Source organism: Nostoc sp. NMS9, from assembly GCF_017114995.1.
Taxonomy (GTDB): Bacteria; Cyanobacteriota; Cyanobacteriia; order Cyanobacteriales; family Nostocaceae; genus Nostoc.
In genome coordinates, this window is the sequence record NZ_JABXKL010000092.1 from 43,310 (window position 1) to 60,938 (window position 17,629).

At 42.7% G+C, this 17,629-nt stretch carries 12 protein-coding genes; 5 read left to right on the plus strand and 7 right to left on the minus strand.

From position 1 onward, the window contains the following. Positions 1–95: 95 nt before the first annotated feature. Both hpnA and HWQ40_RS30585 read right to left on the minus strand, forming a co-directional pair. Positions 96–1,079: a hopanoid-associated sugar epimerase gene (gene hpnA / locus HWQ40_RS30580; RefSeq protein ID WP_292785597.1), complete on the minus strand. Its 984-nt coding sequence runs from the start codon at positions 1,077–1,079 to the stop codon at positions 96–98. Then, entirely contained in the window at positions 1,079–3,793 is a 2,715-nt protein-coding gene (locus tag HWQ40_RS30585; RefSeq protein WP_292785599.1) for an efflux RND transporter permease subunit, read from the minus strand. The genes hpnA and HWQ40_RS30585 overlap by 1 nt, the downstream gene beginning before the upstream one ends. A gap of 451 nt (positions 3,794–4,244) precedes the next feature. On the opposite strand from HWQ40_RS30585, the gene HWQ40_RS30590 reads away from it, so the two are divergent. After that, complete coding sequence (locus HWQ40_RS30590; protein WP_292785601.1) at positions 4,245–4,934, plus strand: phosphorylase; 690 nt, start codon at positions 4,245–4,247, stop codon at positions 4,932–4,934. A gap of 448 nt (positions 4,935–5,382) precedes the next feature. Further along, positions 5,383–7,083 (plus strand): bifunctional diguanylate cyclase/phosphodiesterase, encoded by a 1,701-nt coding sequence (locus HWQ40_RS30595; RefSeq protein ID WP_292785603.1) that lies wholly within the window; start codon positions 5,383–5,385, stop codon positions 7,081–7,083. 373 nt (positions 7,084–7,456) lie between these two features. On the opposite strand, the gene HWQ40_RS30600 is transcribed toward HWQ40_RS30595, so the two are convergent. Beyond that, entirely contained in the window at positions 7,457–8,119 is a 663-nt protein-coding gene (locus tag HWQ40_RS30600; RefSeq protein ID WP_292785605.1) for a LuxR C-terminal-related transcriptional regulator, read from the minus strand. A gap of 213 nt (positions 8,120–8,332) precedes the next feature. Between HWQ40_RS30600 and HWQ40_RS30605 the strand changes: the two genes are divergently transcribed. From HWQ40_RS30605 to HWQ40_RS30615, 3 genes are all read left to right on the plus strand, one after another. Then, a complete protein-coding gene (locus HWQ40_RS30605; protein ID WP_292785615.1) occupies positions 8,333–8,749 on the plus strand; it encodes a DUF6220 domain-containing protein in 417 nt (138 codons plus the stop codon). A gap of 56 nt (positions 8,750–8,805) precedes the next feature. Continuing rightward, positions 8,806–9,639 (plus strand): sulfurtransferase, encoded by an 834-nt coding sequence (locus HWQ40_RS30610; protein ID WP_292785617.1) that lies wholly within the window; start codon positions 8,806–8,808, stop codon positions 9,637–9,639. 461 nt (positions 9,640–10,100) lie between these two features. Next, positions 10,101–11,225 carry a site-2 protease family protein gene (locus HWQ40_RS30615; protein ID WP_292785619.1) on the plus strand — a complete coding sequence of 375 codons (1,125 nt, stop codon included), beginning with the start codon at positions 10,101–10,103 and terminating at the stop codon, positions 11,223–11,225. A gap of 302 nt (positions 11,226–11,527) precedes the next feature. Here the strand turns inward: HWQ40_RS30615 and HWQ40_RS30620 are convergent, their stop codons facing one another. The 4 genes from HWQ40_RS30620 to thiO all read right to left on the minus strand — a co-directional run bounded on the left by HWQ40_RS30620 (position 11,528) and on the right by thiO (position 17,511). After that, complete coding sequence (locus HWQ40_RS30620) at positions 11,528–12,241, minus strand: choice-of-anchor K domain-containing protein (RefSeq protein WP_292785621.1); 714 nt, start codon at positions 12,239–12,241, stop codon at positions 11,528–11,530. Positions 12,242–12,686: 445 nt separating this feature from the next. Continuing rightward, positions 12,687–14,900 (minus strand): tetratricopeptide repeat protein, encoded by a 2,214-nt coding sequence (locus HWQ40_RS30625; protein ID WP_292785623.1) that lies wholly within the window; start codon positions 14,898–14,900, stop codon positions 12,687–12,689. A gap of 264 nt (positions 14,901–15,164) precedes the next feature. Further along, the gene (locus tag HWQ40_RS30630) at positions 15,165–15,344 is read right to left on the minus strand and encodes a ssl1498 family light-harvesting-like protein (RefSeq protein WP_292785625.1); all 180 of its coding nucleotides are present in this window, start codon (positions 15,342–15,344) and stop codon (positions 15,165–15,167) included. A 169-nt stretch (positions 15,345–15,513) separates the two neighbouring features. Continuing rightward, on the minus strand, positions 15,514–17,511 hold the full coding sequence (gene thiO / locus HWQ40_RS30635; RefSeq protein ID WP_292785627.1) for a glycine oxidase ThiO: 1,998 nt from the start codon (positions 17,509–17,511) through the stop codon (positions 15,514–15,516). Between the last annotated feature and the right edge of the window lie 118 nt (positions 17,512–17,629).

Consider the following 17,629-nt stretch of genomic DNA (forward strand, 5'->3'; position numbering starts at 1 on the left):
ATAAATACACCACTGGAAAACATAAAACTTTCGTAGGGGCGCAAGGCCTTGTGCCCCTACTGTCTATTGCATCCACACGTAAATCACTATATTTTTCATTTGACATATCCCTGAGCAACAAACCAATCCACAGCATCTTTGAGTGCGACCTTTAGCGAAGATTGGGGTAGACCCAACTCTCGTACAGCCTTTGAAGCATTGTAATACATAGGTTGTTTCGCCATCCGAACGCCATCCAATGGTACTGAGGGCGATTTACCCAGTGGTGCGAGAATCTTTTCATCTACCCAAGCAACACTAAGGGGCAGCCAAGCGGGTACTGTTCGTTGAGGTGCGCCCAGACCTGTGATATCGGCGAGTTGTTCGAGTAGTTGCTTGAGAGTGAGATTTTGATGACCTAAGATATAGCGATCGCCAGATTTACCCCGTTGCAAAGCCAGTAAATGCCCCCATGCCACATCCCGCACGTCGATAAAATTTAGACCAGTATCCAAGTAAAAAGGCATTTGCCGTCGTAAAAACCGCAATATTATATCACCCGTCGGGGTAGGTTTGATATCCAACGAGCCAATGGGGCTGCTGGGATTGACAATAACTACTTCCTGACCTGTAGCAACGGCTTGGATGGCTTCTTGTTCAGCCAGAAACTTAGACTTTTTGTAGTCACCTACCAACTTTTCTAAGGGACTCTGATGTGTTTCATCAACAACTTCCCCAGATGATCCTACCCCAATCGCTGCCACTGAACTTGTGTAGACAGTGCGCTCAATGTTAGCCTTGCGACCTGCTGCCAATACATTGCGCGTACCCAGGACATTGTGACGGTGGAGTAATTCACGGTCTGTTTGCCACAGGGAATAATGGGCTGCTACATGAAATAGGTATTGACAACCTGCCATTTGTTGCCAGAGATTTGGATCGTTCAAATCGCCTTTGACAATTTCCACCTCTAAACCGCGTAGATTCTCCAAATTGCTGCTATGGCGTACCAGTACTTTGACTGCATATCCTTGCTGTAGGAGCAACCGTACCAAATGAGCACCAATAAAACCCGTACCCCCCGTGACAAAAACCTGCATCAACTTGCCCCCTGCTCCCTTGCTTCCCTGCTCCCCCTCTTCTGAAACCGGGGAAACCAATCATCCAAAATGGTGTAAACTACTGGCACAACAATCAAACTGAGAATAGTTGAAGTTACTAGTCCACCTGCGATCGCTACAGCCATAGGCGATCGCAATTCCGAACCAGCACCCAAACCTAGAGCGATCGGCAGCATCCCTAAAATCGTGGAGGCCGTGGTCATCATAATTGGTCTGAGGCGCACTAGTCCGGTATTAAGGATCGCCTCGGTACGGTCTAAGCCAGCGTTGCGTAACTGGTTGATATAATCTACAAGCAAAATGGCATTTTTATTTGCCAGCCCTAGCAAAAAGACGAAACCGATCAGTGAGATCATGCCAAAGTCGCTCTTGGTAATCAGTAGCGCTAACATCGCCCCCACTAGTGCTAAAGGCAAAGAGACACCAATAACTAAAGGGTCTACCCAGCTTTTGAACAGCAAAATTAGTACCACAACAATACACAGCGCAGATAGAGCTAAAGTACTGCCGAAACTGCTAAAAACCTTACTTTGGTTAGCAGAGTCTCCCCCTAAATTTAAAGAAACATTAGACGGTAACACCGCGTTTGCTTCAGCTACCACTTTGTCAGTGGCATCACCCAAAGACAGATCCTTGCCAAGATTAGCACTGATGTAGGCCACCCGCTGATTATTCAAACGCTCGATCTGAAAAACCGTACCCTGTGGATTCGTTTCACCTGTAACTGTAACATCAGCGAATCCCGGTAGCCTTTGAATCCTTTCTTTAATAGCTTTGACTGCTTTGCTCAAAGCTTGGAGGTTATCACCTTGCAATGCTATTTGCAGGGGTTTTTGACCGCCGGAATCGACAAATTGAATATCTTCAACACTAGTAGTTACCCCAGAAAGAGTAGGTAATGAGGAGCGCAATTGGTCTTGTAATTCCGCAGTTGTGATTGTGCGGTTTTCCTTTAACTTTACATATAGTGTCCCTTTATTTGGTTCACCCTCACGAGAACCAACAGTGGTAAATACCGTTTCAACTGCCGATGATTTTCTGACTACATTTTCTAGTTTTTTCGCAATCTCTAGAGAATCATTTAAAGGGTTGGGAATTTGAGACTGGGGACTAGGATTTCTCCCCTGCTCCCCTGCCCCTCTGCCCCTCTGCCCTTCTCCTCCACTAGGAATACTCGGCAAAGGAGCCGTATAAGCAATATTAAATTCGCCGCGATCAAGTTTGGGAATAAACCCTTTGGGAATTAGTGGAATCAGTGCTATCCCTGCAATGAAGCTGAGTACAGCTAACCCGATAACTATCTTTCGGTGATTTAAAGACCAACTCAACAAATTTCTGTAAGATTGGGTAAATGCCACCCAGATTTTTGCTTCTCGACGCGGGGAGAGCGAGGATTTAGGTTTCAGCCAGTAGATAGCCAGAACTGGAGATAAAGTCCGAGCAACTAGCATAGAAGCGAGCATCGCGGCTGAAACAGTGATACCGAAAGGCTTGAAGAACTGACCTATCACACCACCCATTAAACCTATAGGTAGAAAAACTGCTACTGCTGTCAAAGTGGCGGCGGTGACTGTCAACCCAATCTCATTTGTCGCTAAAAGCGCTGCTTGACGAGGAGTTTCTCCATCTTCAACGTGTCGCATGATGTTTTCTACATCCACGATCGCATCATCAACAATGCTACCAATCACCAAAGCTAAAGCCAGCAGGGTGATTGTTTCCAGGTTGAAGCCAAAAATCGCCATGACGATAAATGTCGCCAACAAGGACGTAGGAATCGCCAAGGCAGAGATCAGAGTTGCCCGCCAATTCCATAAAAAAGGAAAAATCACTACGATAGACAACAAGACTGCTTCCAGCAAAGCATCAATTGTTGACTGGGTGGCTTGGCGGATATATTCTGCTTGAGTGGCAGCTAAGGTGAGTTTGACATCTTTGAGGGTAGAGCGTAGCCTTTGAACTTCTTTCTCAACTTTACTCACTACTTCCAAAGTATTAGCACTACCGCGTTTGATTACCTGAAATGCGAGTGCATCTTGACCGTTAAACCTGACTAATGTCGCCCCACCTTGGGGGAGAGCCGTTGCACTCGCATTTGCTGGATTTACCAGAGGAGTCGCCGTAGCAGCGCCAAGTAGTGAGACTTTGAGAACTCCTGGTAATTTAGCGATCGCACTGACAATCTCATCTTGCGCTAACTTCGTCAAATCTTTGAGATTCCGTGTAGGACTTTCTATGGCATAACTAATGGCGGCTGACTCGTTTAGATTCAGAGGAATAATTTTAGAAGTTCCTCCTTGAGGTAGAGTCAACTGCTTGAGGGCAGTTTCAACCTTTTTGGTCGATGTTTCTAAATTCGTCCCAACGGCAAAAGAAAGGGCAACAGCTGTTTGACTAGGATAGGTTGATGAGCGAATATTCTCCAGTCCTTCTAGAGAGCGGAGGCGTTCTTCTAGGGGTTTGGTGAGCTTCATTTCTGTATCCAGGGCAGTTGTCAGGGGAGCTGTAGCATTCACAACCACTACTGGAAAGGTAATATCTGGAAACAAGGCATACTTAAGGGAACTGAAAGCTAGAACACCAGCTACCGTTACGGCAATCCAAAAACTCACCGTCAGCCACGAAAATTGAATTGCCAATTTGGAAATATTGAAGAGTTCTCGTGCGGATTTGGAGTTATGAAGCTTTACCATCTTGGAAAATTATCGTGTGGATGACACAATTATTTAGTCATGCTACAGCAATCATCTTCGGTTTGCGAATTTTGGTTACAAGAGGAGGCAGGAGGCAGAGGGCAGGAGACACAAACCGTACTGGCTTCTTTTGTATTTTGTGCTGTCCGTCTTGATACAATTCTTTTTTTTAAACTGCGGCTCTATACTCAGAACTAAAGTTTTCAATCATACTTCTTTCTTCCTGCCTCCTAAATGGCAATATTACTTATTGTCACTCAGATATGACCCAATCTTTAATGCAAGCAGTAATTAGTGGTTAGGCAGCGACGGTGAGCGATCCTATTTTACAAACTGCGACGCCGAACAGCCCGTCGTAGACATCGCTCTCTAAGGTAAAGAAGAATCGCGCCACGCCTATCTACTTTAAACATTAATTGACCGTTAAAACTTGAAACTATCGAGAGAGCTAGTGCCTAATTTTTTGCCCATCAACACAATTCTGGTGCCTCAAGGAGCAGAATATAAAGCTGTGTGTCGTGGATTAAGCGGTATTACTGCCTCCATCCCAACGGTAGTAGCCATACCTGTTGGGATGAAGCCTTTACTCAAATACCTGCAACAAGGACAATTTCTGACTCCAAAATCCAGAGTGCTGATTATGGGTATATGTGCCAGCTTGAGCGATCGCCACACAGTTGGTGATATTGTGCTCTATCAAGATTGTGTCTATCAGGGGAAGCACCAAGAATGCGATCGCACTTTTACAGCACAATTGCACTCTTCAATATCAGAAAAAGTATCTTTGGTCAAGTCACTGACAAGCGATCGCGTAATTTGGTCTGCGCCCGAAAAACGTCGTTTAGGTGAGACTTTGGCGGCTGATGTTGTTGATATGGAAGGATTTACCGCTTTAGAATTTTTCAATGCGGCTGGGGTGTCTGTGGCAATGCTGCGAGTAGTCAGCGACGATTGTCAGCATAATATCCCCGATCTCACACCAGCAATTAACTCTGATGGCTCTCTAAACCCTTTTCCGTTAGCGATTGCAATGCTTCGACAACCTTTTGCCGCTACTCGGTTGATTCGAGGTTCATTAACAGCATTAAAGGTGTTAGAGCAAGTTACAAATCTGCTTTTTTCAGGCTCTAGAAATCAATAATCTGTTGTGTCTTTATAGCAATTTTTAGATAAACAGCTATGCAGTGGGGGCATAGCAAAGCTGTGCCCTTACAAAATATAGCAATTCTAAATCATTTGTGAAAATATATCTTTACCCTATTTGCATTCTCTGTGTCTCTGCCGTTAGTTATAAAAAATGATTTCTCACTAATAAAATCGAATTGGTATATATTTTTTCCTCTTATATCATTTGAAGACAAACTAATAAAATTCAACCTGATGTAGGTATTTATTATGAAATTGTTTCTGGATAAGTTTTACATAAACTTTATCTTTAAACATATAAATAGAAACCTAGATTGGGAAGCATAATATATAACCTTATCAGGGTTGGGTTCCATGAGAGCTAATTCCACCGAATTGGAAACAAAAAATACCCTTTTGCCGAAATAGCTCGGAACTAATTTACCAACTATCGAACAGAATTTATGAAGCTCAATCTATACTCGTTTCTAGCTAGTTTTCCATTACTCAAAAAAAGTTACACCGCTAAAATCATGTTGGTGGCATTTTTGGGTACTCACATACCACTTCTAAGCTTACTCTTGAGTTTCGTTATCTCAAACTCCTATTCCTTGGAGATGGCGATTCGAGTTATGCTTATTGCTCTGTTGGCTACCTTAGCGGGTACAGCCGCCACCCTCTACGCACTACACCACCTCCTCAAACCGGTTATTTTGACATCTGCGGCATTGCAAAATTATCTAAACACCAAAACCTTACCTGAATTGCCCACAGAATTTGCTGATGAAGCCGGTACATTGATGGCGGATACTTCACAAACTCTTTACAAATTAGATGAGTTAATTCATTACATCAGTAATTATGACGATCTAACTGGATTGCCCAATCGTGATTTATTTCGCGATCGCCTCCATCAGACTCTATCTCAACCTGAAAATAACCAGCGCTTTGTAGCCGTCTTTTTACTGGGTATTGATGATTTCACTCCTATGAGTCATGGTTTGGAGCATGAAACAACAAATTTGTTGTTAAGAGCAGTTGCTCAGAGGTTATTACTCTGCATGGCACAAACAGATATTCTTGCCCATTTGAGTGGAGATGAATTTGCCATTGCCCGCATGGACATTGTTTCTTTTGAAAGTGTAATCAAGCTATCACAGATGCTGTTAAGTACCCTGAGCAAAGCCTTTTCTATAAAAGGGAACTTGATTCATATCACCGCCAGCATCGGTATCACAATTAATGGAATAAATGAGCCTAATAGCGTAGATCAACTTTTGCAGCAGGCTCATATAGCACTGTACCAAGCAAAGCAACAAGGGCGTAGCAAATACCAATTCTATTCACCGGAAATAAATGCTCAGTTGCAGGAGCGAATAAGCTTAGAAAATGAATTACATGGAGCGCTTGCTCGCAACGAAATGCTGGTTTATTATCAACCTCTGATTGATTTACACAGCGGACAAATTACAGCTATGGAAGCTTTGGTTCGCTGGCAGCATCCTACATTAGGTTTGGTTTCGCCAGTAAAGTTTATTCCCATTGCTGAAGCCAATGGTTTGATCCTACCGATTGGTGAATGGGTCTTGCGAACTGCTTGTGCTCAAAACCGTGCTTGGCAGCTTGCTGGATTTAACCCAATTCGGATATCTGTAAATCTGTCAGCCCGACAGTTTGAACTACCGAATCTGGTTGAGGTCGTTAGCCAAATTCTTGAGGAGACTGGACTCCAAGTATCTCACCTAGAATTAGAAGTGACAGAAAGCTTCTTGATGGCTGATATGGAGCGATCGGTTAAAACCTTAAAACAATTACGAGAACTAGGTATATGCTTGGCTCTAGATGACTTCGGTACTGGTTATTCCTCCCTTAACTACTTGAAGCGGTTTCCCGTGAATATGCTCAAGATCGATCGATCCTTTGTACAGGATGTCACGTCCAATGCTGATAGTGCCGCCGTCACTAATGCGATTATTGCCCTGGCAAAAAGCCTGCGGTTGAACATTACGGCAGAGGGTGTGGAAACCCAAGAACAGCTTGACTACCTGAAAATGCTGGGATGTGATGAAGGTCAGGGTTACTACTTCAGTTGTCCTGTGCCCGCCGATCTAATTACCCCGATGTTGCAGAAAACTTCTCAGCAGATGGAGAAAATTCCAGCATAAGGGGATGCCTAAGCCAGAAAATACACCCCTGATAACGTTTCACTTGAATTTTGCTAGAAATGGTTATCAGGGGGCAAGTTAAGGAGGCAGCTATGCTGAATCCCCATAAATAAATTTAGACTGACGCCGTGAGCCTCAGCCGAACGGAGATTTAACAAGGACGCTGTATTTCTTGCGCCTACTTAATAAAATACATATTTTTTTTTGTTTTTCATAAATAAATTTAGTTGCTCTGAGAGCATTTTGCCTCCAAAGAAAATTCTTTTCTAAAACCTCCTGCCTCCTGCCCCCTGCCTCCTGCCTCCTAACTCCTGCCTTTCTTCGGTGACATGAGCAGAGAAATCCAGGATTAATGAGGCGAATAAAAGGTAATTTATTTTGAAACTGTGGAAAGCTTTGCAACCATGTGAGCACGAGATGAAACCTCAAGCTTGCGAAACATCCTTTTTAAGGCTTGCTTGACAGAGTTTTCAGTAATCCAAAGTTCAGCACTAATTTCTGCATTGGTTTGTCCTTGAGCCACCAAGGAAGCAATTTGCATTTCACGAGGCGTTAAACACTTTGTCTGTAATAGTGGTTGTTGCAATTGCGCTATTGCCACCCAAGTAGAAATGTGCAGACAAACCGCACTCAAATCTGTAAGATTTTGTGAATCAAATGCAGGCATTCCTTGCTGACGCGTCAAACCTACCACACCCACTAACTCACCATTGCTGACAATTGGCCCTGCCATGACGTGCCAGTGATCGGCACGAGGACAAATCAATTTCCATGTTTTAGGTTCTACTACCAAAGCTTCATGAACAGGGGCATGGCGTTCTAGCAAGTAGCGTGCAACTGGATTGTGTTGAGGTGATAATGCAATTTGCAGTGCTTTTTGAATCTTGCTGTCAACTAAAGAAATTTGGGCAAAGAAAAATAGCCCACATCGTGTAGCTGAAAAATACTCACTCATTTCTGCGGATATGTGCGATCGCAAAGTTTGTTCATCTTGAGCTTGAGCAATTCCATGAAATAGAGCTTGTAAGGCAACCATGATTTGCAAAGTGTACTCGTTCGAGGTCTAGGCGCAGTATCGCAACCAGACTTATCTTAGCTTTAGTCACATCAAACCGCTTCGCGGAGTCATTAGTTATTAGTCCTTAGTTTTTCGCCCACTCTGTTGCGAGGTATGTACCAAAAAACTCTTTATTAATGACTAATGACCAATGACCAATGACTAATTTGTTTGGTTTTTGGATTACTTTACATGACTGTAAATTCTGGCATTGATGACACACAGATATCCGAGCGCTGGATTCAAATCAGTTTTTTGATCGCAGCAGTGCTTTTCAATCTCTGTTTAATAATTCAAATATTCAGTGTTGGACTGGCTTACTTTTACAACTCTGATTGGTGGAACCTACATATTTGGCTAGTGCGAGGATATGGCGGACTCTCACTAATTTTGTTGATATGGGTGTTTTTAATTCCGTTTCCTCGAAGAGTCCGAAACCTTACAGCAAGTATGCCAGTGCTGCTGGGACTGCAATTTCTCACAATTCACTTGCATTCTTTGCCTTTAGCAGTATTTCACCCACTCATCGGCTTTTCCTTATTCTCTATTTCCACAACCTTAGTGCATCGGACATCGCACATCGTATTTCCCAACTACAACCAAGACTAAATCGTTGAGGAAACACAAGTTTCAATTCTTTTCGCACTATTACAGGAGAAATAAAAGTGTCTCAGTACGCCGATCCATCTGTTATCGTTGATACCCAGTGGCTTGCAAATCATCTTAACGATCCAAACATCCGCATTATTGAAGTGGATATGAGTCCAGAGCCATACAAAAATGCTCACCTACCTGGTGCTGTCTTCTGGAACATCTTTACAGACTTACTCTTGCCCGATTTGAAGATGAATTTGGATGCGATGGCTTTTGAGAAGCTGATGGCACGTTCAGGCATCACCAATGACACCACAGTGATTGCTTATGGCAGTTATCCGGGAACGGGAGCCTGGATTTTCTGGTTGTTGAAAGTCTTTGGTCATGAGAATATACGGGTTCTCAATGGCGGCTACCAAAAATGGAAATCAGAAGATCGTCCACTAGCAACTGAGCTATCTACGTTTGCTTCTACTGATTACCATGCCAGAGGGATTGATGCTCATCTGCGAGTATTACATAATGAAGTTCAGGCATCGATAGGTAGAAGCAATCGCGTGTTGTTGGATGTCCGAACACTGCAAGAATACTGCGGTGAGTGGTTTTTTGATCGGCCACCACAAGCAGGCGAACGTACTGGACATATCCCCGGTGCAGTGCATCTGGAGCATATCTTAACTCTCAATGAGGATGGAACTTTTAAATCATTCAACGAATTAAAAAATCTTTATGACAGTAAGGGCATTACGCCTGAAAAGGAAGTGTTTCCCTACTGTGCTATCGGTGGGCGTTCTGGATATACCTGGTTTGTCTTGAAGTATTTATTGGGCTATCCGAATGTTCGGAATTATGATGGCTCTTGGAATGAGTGGAGTCGCTTGCCTGATGTAGCGATCAAGAGGTAGTGAGATAAATCATTAACGTAGCGAAAGAACTCTGCCAATTAAAGAAGGCAATACCCTGCAATGCCAATGCGTCGGCTTGCATTGTTAATGCGTTCCCCTGCATTAAAAACGCTACGCTTTTACGCAAAACTGTACTTAGTTATTACTAGAGTTTATCTTGTTTATTCCCTAGTCACAACGCGGCAGAAATAAACTTGCCATTTCATTACAGCCAGAAAGCCCAAAATGAAAGCTTTTTAACTTTTGATTTTTGACTTTTGACTTCTGCCTTGCGGTACTAGTCCTCTAGGAACCGTTTGGAGATGTCATTATTCTTGCTTGCAATATTCCCAATAACCACACCTTTACAGACGGACACCACTACCGCCATCAAGATTAAAATCTCTTAACCTTTCGTTACAATAAAAACATCGAGAAGGACGAAAGCAAACCTCTCGAAGCTGAAATCAAAGGTGAGCGACATGAATGGCACAATTCGCGTTGGTAATCTCTTCGGAATTCCCTTCTATATCCATCCGTCATGGTTTTTAGTTCTGGGTTTAGTAACTTGGAGCTATAGCAGTGGACTGGCGGCGCAATTTCCCCAATTGTCTGCGGGATTAGCTTTGCTACTGGGATTGATGACAGCGCTGATGTTATTTGCCTCTGTCGTCGCCCATGAATTAGGCCACAGTTTTGTTGCGATTCGTCAGGGAATTGATGTCAAATCAATCACGCTGTTTATATTCGGCGGTTTAGCAAGCTTAGAAAAAGAGTCGAAAACCCCAGGTGAAGCTTTTTGGGTAGCGATCGCCGGACCAATGGTAAGCTTACTATTGTGCAGTATCGTTACAGCTATTGGTGTTACTACTGCTGCATCAGGGCCGTTAGCTGCAATTCTTGGTGTTCTAGCTTCTGTTAACTTGGCATTAGCGCTATTTAACCTGATTCCTGGTTTGCCCTTAGATGGCGGTAATATACTGAAAGCAATTGTTTGGAAAATTACAGGTAATCCTTATAAAGGTGTAACCTTTGCCAGTCGAGTTGGACAAATCTTTGGTTGGGTAGCCATTCTTTCAGGTGTACTTCCCCTATTATTATTTGGCAACTCCGGTAACTTCTGGAATTTGTTAATTGGCTTCTTCCTGTTGCAAAATGCTGGTAATTCGGCTCAATTTGCCAGAGTGCAAGAAAAACTCACAGGTTTGACAGCCGAGGATGCTGTAACTCATGACAGCCCGATTGTATCTGCTAATCTTACTCTAAGAGAGTTTGCCGATGAGCGAGTCATAAGTGGGCAAAACTGGCATCGGTTCTTAGTGACTGATGATGATGGACAATTGGTAGGTGCGTTGGCAGTTGATAATTTAAGAACTATCCCTACAGCATTGTGGTCAAAAACTCAAGTCAAAGAAGTCATGCGACCAATTACCGAATCTACCACAGTGCAATCAGATCAACCTCTGCTGGAAGTTATGCAGTTACTCGAACAACAAAAACTATCTGTGCTTCCCGTGATTCGTGAGAATGGCGTCCTAGTTGGAATCTTAGAAAAAGCTGCAATTATCCAGCTACTTCAAAGCCGAACCCAACCTAACCCTGCATAAAGACGCAATTCATCGCGTCTATCAAAAAACCGTAAACCTTTGTAGAGACGCGACAAATCGCGTCTCTACATTTTTATGGCCCAAATTTTTGATTTTTTTTTGAATTGGTATAAGTTCAAAAATTAAATCGGATTACTATATTAGGACTCCTATTTAATTTTTGAACAAGACTTAGTACCTATCTATCTTTTTTTCTGTTCCCTATTCCCCATTGCCTATTTCTATAAATTAGACATCTGGTGAAAAATAATGTAGAGACGTAGCACTGTTACATTTCTACAAGGGTTCTGAATAAGTCATATTTATAGGCTCTTAGTATTTTTTTTCCAAGAATTTTTACGAGATATCAGGTATATTCCTAACAAGGATAGACCCGCCACTGGCGCAGGTTCGGGTATAGTTTTGATTTTGGCATAAATAGCTGTTGTAGTTGTAGCTTCTTCAAGAGCCTTAAGACTTATCTGGCGACCGTCTTCATTAAAGCCGGTTAACTCAAGGGTATATTTATTACTTCCAAAGGTGAAACTGCGATTACTCAAATTTGTATCTAAAAATACTAAGTCTGCACTCTTTTCAGGATCTTTTGGGTCGTTAAGTGTATTTACTAAATGCAATTTGAAGTCAAAAACTTGGCTGGTTCCCACAGGAGGACTGAAAGATACATTGACATTTAAAGGTACAAATTCAACGCCTGTATCGGGGAGTATCTTTCCATTAAAGTAAGTTAAATCAGCTATTTTGAATACAGAGTTAATGTCCCCAGCAAATGAAGTTCCATTAAAGGTTAGTTTATTTGGAAGTCCTGGCAACAAATTAGCTTTACCCCAAGTAAATGTGTTGCTTCCCACACCTGTATATATGGGATTAGTATCGGTGCTTCCTGGAGTAGGATTTCCCCATGTACCACTAGAGATGCCAGAAAAAGTTAGAGCTTGTGCTTGACCAGAGAAACTAAATCCTGTGGTCGAACTCACAAAAAAACTAGATGCAGTAGCCAAAACAAAACTTAGTTTCATAGATTCTAGGTTTTAATTATCATTCTGGAGTTTCTTTCAAGTAGGTCTTCAGTCTACCTTAGTAAATTTACGGAAAATACGCCAATGTCTTATTGTATTTTTTATAAAAAATTTATGTGTATTTCAAAATAATTTAATGAATAATTTACATTTATTAAGTTATGATTATGGATTTTTAAAATATATTTAACTAATTTGTAATTAGTAAAACAGTAAACCTCTTGCAAAATTTCCCTAACACGCCACCTCCCAGCAAGAGTGGAGACTTTGACGTAAATCAAAGGCGGAGTAGGGTTCTTTTTTTGATTTATGCAAGAAGTCTAGTAATTGCGTAGGCGTAGCCCGTCGTAGACATCGCTACCTTACTTGACTTCCCGATAAATTGTCAAGCTAATATCAAGTTACGTTTTTTTGACATTCCCCGCGCTATGGAGAGGAATATGATTCATAATTTTGACAAAATCTCTGGTAACAACTGGCTAGGAACTTTAGATAAAGCCAGATTTTGTCCCTGTATCCCTAACTCATTATGAAAAGCACGAATAGTTTTCACCACATAAGTGAAGGTTGTCTGATAAGCCTCTGGTTGTTTACTTAATCCGTTTAAGGCTTGCAAATGGTTGTCTAATGCTACTTCTAAGTGTTGAGAGCGTGTCGCTTTGTCGCCATTAAAAGACTTATCTATTACTAGCTGATAATGTGCTAGTCCCAGGTTATTGTGAGAGGCAAGCAAATCAAAACTTAAAGAAGTACTGCTAAGTGAGTGAGCTAAAGCTATAGCTTCTTCGTAAGCGCTGATACATAGTTGCAGATATTTTTGCCGTGCCTCCTGAGTAGTCTCAGATAGGTTTGCTAGATGCCAGTAGGCAGTACCTAGATTATTTTGTGTAGCGGCGCAGGCACTGGGAACATTAGCTGGAGTGCGATACTTGAGAGCTTCGCTATAAACATCTATAGCTAGCTGGAGATTTTGGGCAGGTTGTTCGTATTGTGCCAGATTCCAACACGCAGTACCTATATTGTTTTGAATCATCCCATACTTTAGCGGTTCCTCTTCAGGGTTGTAGTGTGCAAGCGCTTCATTGTAAGCTGCGATCGCTTTCTTTAAATGCACAATCGGTTGATTATATTGCCCTAGATGCCAGTAGGCAGTACCCAAATTATTTTGGCAAGCCGCATACTTTAATGAATCCATATCCGCTGTACGGTAGCTAAGTGCTTCACTGTAAGCGAAAATTGCTTGCTGCCAATTTTCAGATGGGTGAGAGAAACGAGCTAAATCACCATAAGCTGTCCCCAAATTATTTTGCACACGAGCATAAGTTTCCGAATGTGTCTGAGGCGAAATCATCTTTAACGCCAACTGATAAAATTCTATTGCCTGCTCTATATAAGTTTGTCCTTCCTCTGAATTGGGTGGCGTGCGGTATAGCATCCAGTAGAGTGTACCCAAGTCATTCAATATATCTGGGAGTTGTGGTGAGCTTTCGTCATAGCTAATTGCCTCCTGATAGGCAATAATTGCCACCATCAGGTTTTCTAAAGTTGCCTCTCCTTGCTCAATGCGAAGACGGTATAAAGTGCCTAAGCGATGATAAGCCTCTGCTAGTATCTGCTCTGAAACTTGCTTTTCGTGTAATTCTTCAATCTCCAATAAAATCTGCTGTGGTTGTAAGGAATCCTCAGTATTTTGAGCAATATTTGTATTTATTGTTGCTATTACTAGCTCCGTTAACTCACTGCTAATATAAGATAAAGATGACAGCGATTGATTATTACTCCCACTACCAGACCTATTCGTAGATTCCTGCTGTTGTGGCGTAGCTTTCAATAAATCCGCTGTGGATGGTGAAACTTCCTCAGCGTTGTGTACGCGATTCCCTTGTATCTCTACTGGGAAATCGGAATTATTCTCAAAGTTGAACTCGGTGGCTGCGGTTCTGAGTTCTGCTTGGTTAACTGATTCATCTAGAATCGACTGCTCAATATTCCCTAAATCCAAGCTTCTAGAACTAGAAAAACGTTCTGGATAGGCCAAATTCTGAGTTGCTGGTGTGGGTTCTCCAGCAAACACAAATACGCCAGTACGACAACGCCAAAACTGTGGTGCTGATTGCTTGATAGCCGATAACCAAGGACGCGGTATCCACAACAGCAAGTTAGATTCTAGGAATCGACTAGATTCTTGTGTAGAAAAATATTGTTCGCTTAAGCGGAGATAGTGCAAAAATAAACGTTGTGTCGCCACTGGTTGCTTAGTGAGATGCTCCACGCCGACAATCTGAAATGCTGGTACTGGAAAAGGTCTTCCAAGGGTATCTTTTGATGCCCCAACTATTGGCGGTGGGTAATTAGTCAACCATTGATTAATCTGGATTATGGGATTGGGATCGTTTAAATTCAAACGCAACGTGACTAATCGTGGATAAGCTGGAGTGCTATTTTCCTGAGCATTTGATGATTTATATAGCACCTGTCCAACAGGATAAGCCAATGTAGAATGCAAACGGGCTGCTACCTGATTTCTTAAGTATAAATCATCACATATAGCTAAAAGAATTTGTCGTCGTAAGCCAAGACTTAGAGCAAGTTTCAGGCGGTGGTATACTTGCCGATTCCAAGTAGAATTATTGTTGTGTGCAGTATCATTCACGCTCATAGCGGCTAAAGAGCCAAAACATAGTACATATCACCTTTCTGGCTGCATTCAAGTGGCTAAAGTCATAATAAAAATGATTTTTAACAAGTAGATGTTGTGCTGCTCAGAATATATTGAGCCTCCAGTTGTAGTAGAAGCATAAAGTATAATTATATACTTTCAGTCTTAGTTCAATTTTAACAAAAAATAAAAAAGCAGGCCCCTCTTAAAATCGGAACCTGAAAAACTATAAAGAAGATGAAGTTTTTTTAAAATGTTTTACGATCAACTGCTCTTAGAAACAAAGAAGGCGACTAGAATCAAGCCGGCAACCAAAGCTGTAGCGGCAATTCCTAGTAGGATATAAGTTCGCTTTTGCCCTTCTGTGGGAGGTTCTGCTTGATAAACCTTTGGTTCCCGAGCAAAATTATTCAGAAGACCGCCTTCTTCATTGGTATAGGGCATGAATGAATTCCTTTATCTTTATCGTTAATTTAATGTTACATAAATGCTAAATCTGGTCTTAAACTGCTAGATAAATCGTTACATTGGGGATTGGGGATTGGGCATTGGTTATTCCCCTTGTCTCCCTTGTCTGTCTATTTTCCATGCCCCATTCCCTATTCCCTATTCCCTAACTAGTAATCGTCCCAGTTAGAGGTGAACTAGGACTGGCGTAATCTTTAATAGGCATTCTGCCAGCAAGGTATGCTAGACGACCGGCGACTGTTGCTAAATTCATGGCACGAGCCATTGCTGCTGGGTTTGGAGAAAGAGCGATCGCACTATTAATTAACAAGGCATCTGCTCCCAATTCCATTGCCTGGGCGGCTTCTGAGGGTGAACCAATACCAGCATCTACTACCACTGGCACACCTGCATTTTCGATGATTATTTGGATATTGGCAGTTGTTTTCAGTCCTTGTCCAGAACCAATTGGTGATGCCAAAGGCATGACTGTAGCACAACCTACTTCTTCTAAGCGCTTGGCTAACATGGGGTCGGCGTTGATATAGGGCAATACTGCAAAGCCTTCTTTAACTAGTTGTTCTGCGGCTTGCAGTGTCCCAATCGGGTCTGGGAGTAAATACTTAAGGTCGGGTATTACTTCTAACTTGACAAAGTTATTATCTTCCTGCCCCAACAATTTCGCCATTTCTCGCCCTAAACGCGCCACCCGAATCGCCTCTTCAGCAGTTTGACAACCTGCGGTGTTGGGTAACATCCAGATTTTCTTCCAATCTAAGGCTTCAGCTAAACCTTCATGTCCAGGAGCCTTGGTTTGTACCCGTCGTACTGCCACAGTGACAATCTGGCAATCGCTGGCGGCGATGCTTTGCTGCATTTCCTCAATGCTGCGATACTTACCAGTTCCCGTCATCAAGCGGGATTGGAAGATTTTGCCAGCGATAATCAGTGGGGAGTCTTGAGTGGGGAGTGGGGATATAGCAGAGTGATGTCCGTTGGAGAAATTGGCAGAGTGAGTCAGCATTGGGGTGGAGGTAGATGACTTGGACTGGAAGCGCGAATAGTGAAAATCAGCAAGTAGGGGGTCAGACTTTTGTTCTAAGATTAAATCGGCAATCAATGCGGCGGTTACGGGCGCAAGTAGAATTCCGTTGCGGTAATGACCCGTAGCAAAAGTTAAATTTTGACAGTGGCTAGTGCCAAGGATGGGCAATTCATCAGGGGTAGTTGGGCGAAATCCCCACCAAAATTCCTGAATGGGATAATGCTTTAATTGGGGATACAGCCGGATAGCACCTTGTAATAATTTTTGAATACCTTCTGGGGTGTTGTTGGGGATAAAACCAACGTCTTCACTTGTTGCGCCAATAACCAGGCGATCGCGTCTTGGTACGATGTAAATATCCTGCCCAAACAAAACCCGCTTTAAGGGCAATTCCGGCGAAACTTCTGGTATCCGCACACTCAGCATTTGTCCTTTTCTGGGTAGCACAGGTAGTGGTAACAATTCATTTGACCAAGCACCTGAAGCTAAAACATAGTGTGCGGCGCGAATTATTCCAGCATTGGTTTGCACGCCAACCACTTGTCCTTGCTGCTGTAAAAATGCTTCTACTGTAATACCGTCTTTGAGTTCAACACCAACAGACTCAGCTGCCGTCTGTAATACGTGAGCTAGAGCTTTATTATCAACTTGGGCGTCTTCAGGATACCACCAGCCACCAACTACCTCTGCTCCCAATCCTGGCTGATATTGATGAATTGCCTCTTTGTTTAACCAGTAAGCCGGGGATGAGGGAGATGAAAAGGAAAGACTTTCCACTCTGCTCCTCTGCTCCCCTGCTCCCCTGCCCCCCTGCCCCCCTGCCTCTTCAAAAACGGGCGCAAGGATACCGCAGGAACGGTAGCCAGTATTTAAGCCGGTTAGTTCTTCTAATTTGCGCGTCCAGTCAGGATATAAGGCACGCGATCGCCAACACAAGGAACGCATTGCCTGATTAGCGATGTTTTCCGCATCTGGTGCCAACATCCCGGCGGCGGCGTGGGTAGCGGCAGCCTGGAAGTCACGACAAAACACGGTGACGTTTGTCCCGCGCAATTTTAGTTCAATGGCGATCGCTAAACCAATAACGCCGCCACCAATAATCACAGTCTCACTAATCATTAGTCATTAGTCATTAGTCATTAGTCATCTATCATTAGCCATTTATCATTAGTACATAACTAATAACTCATAACTAATAACTCATAACTTATAACTTATAACTCGTAACTAAAGACGG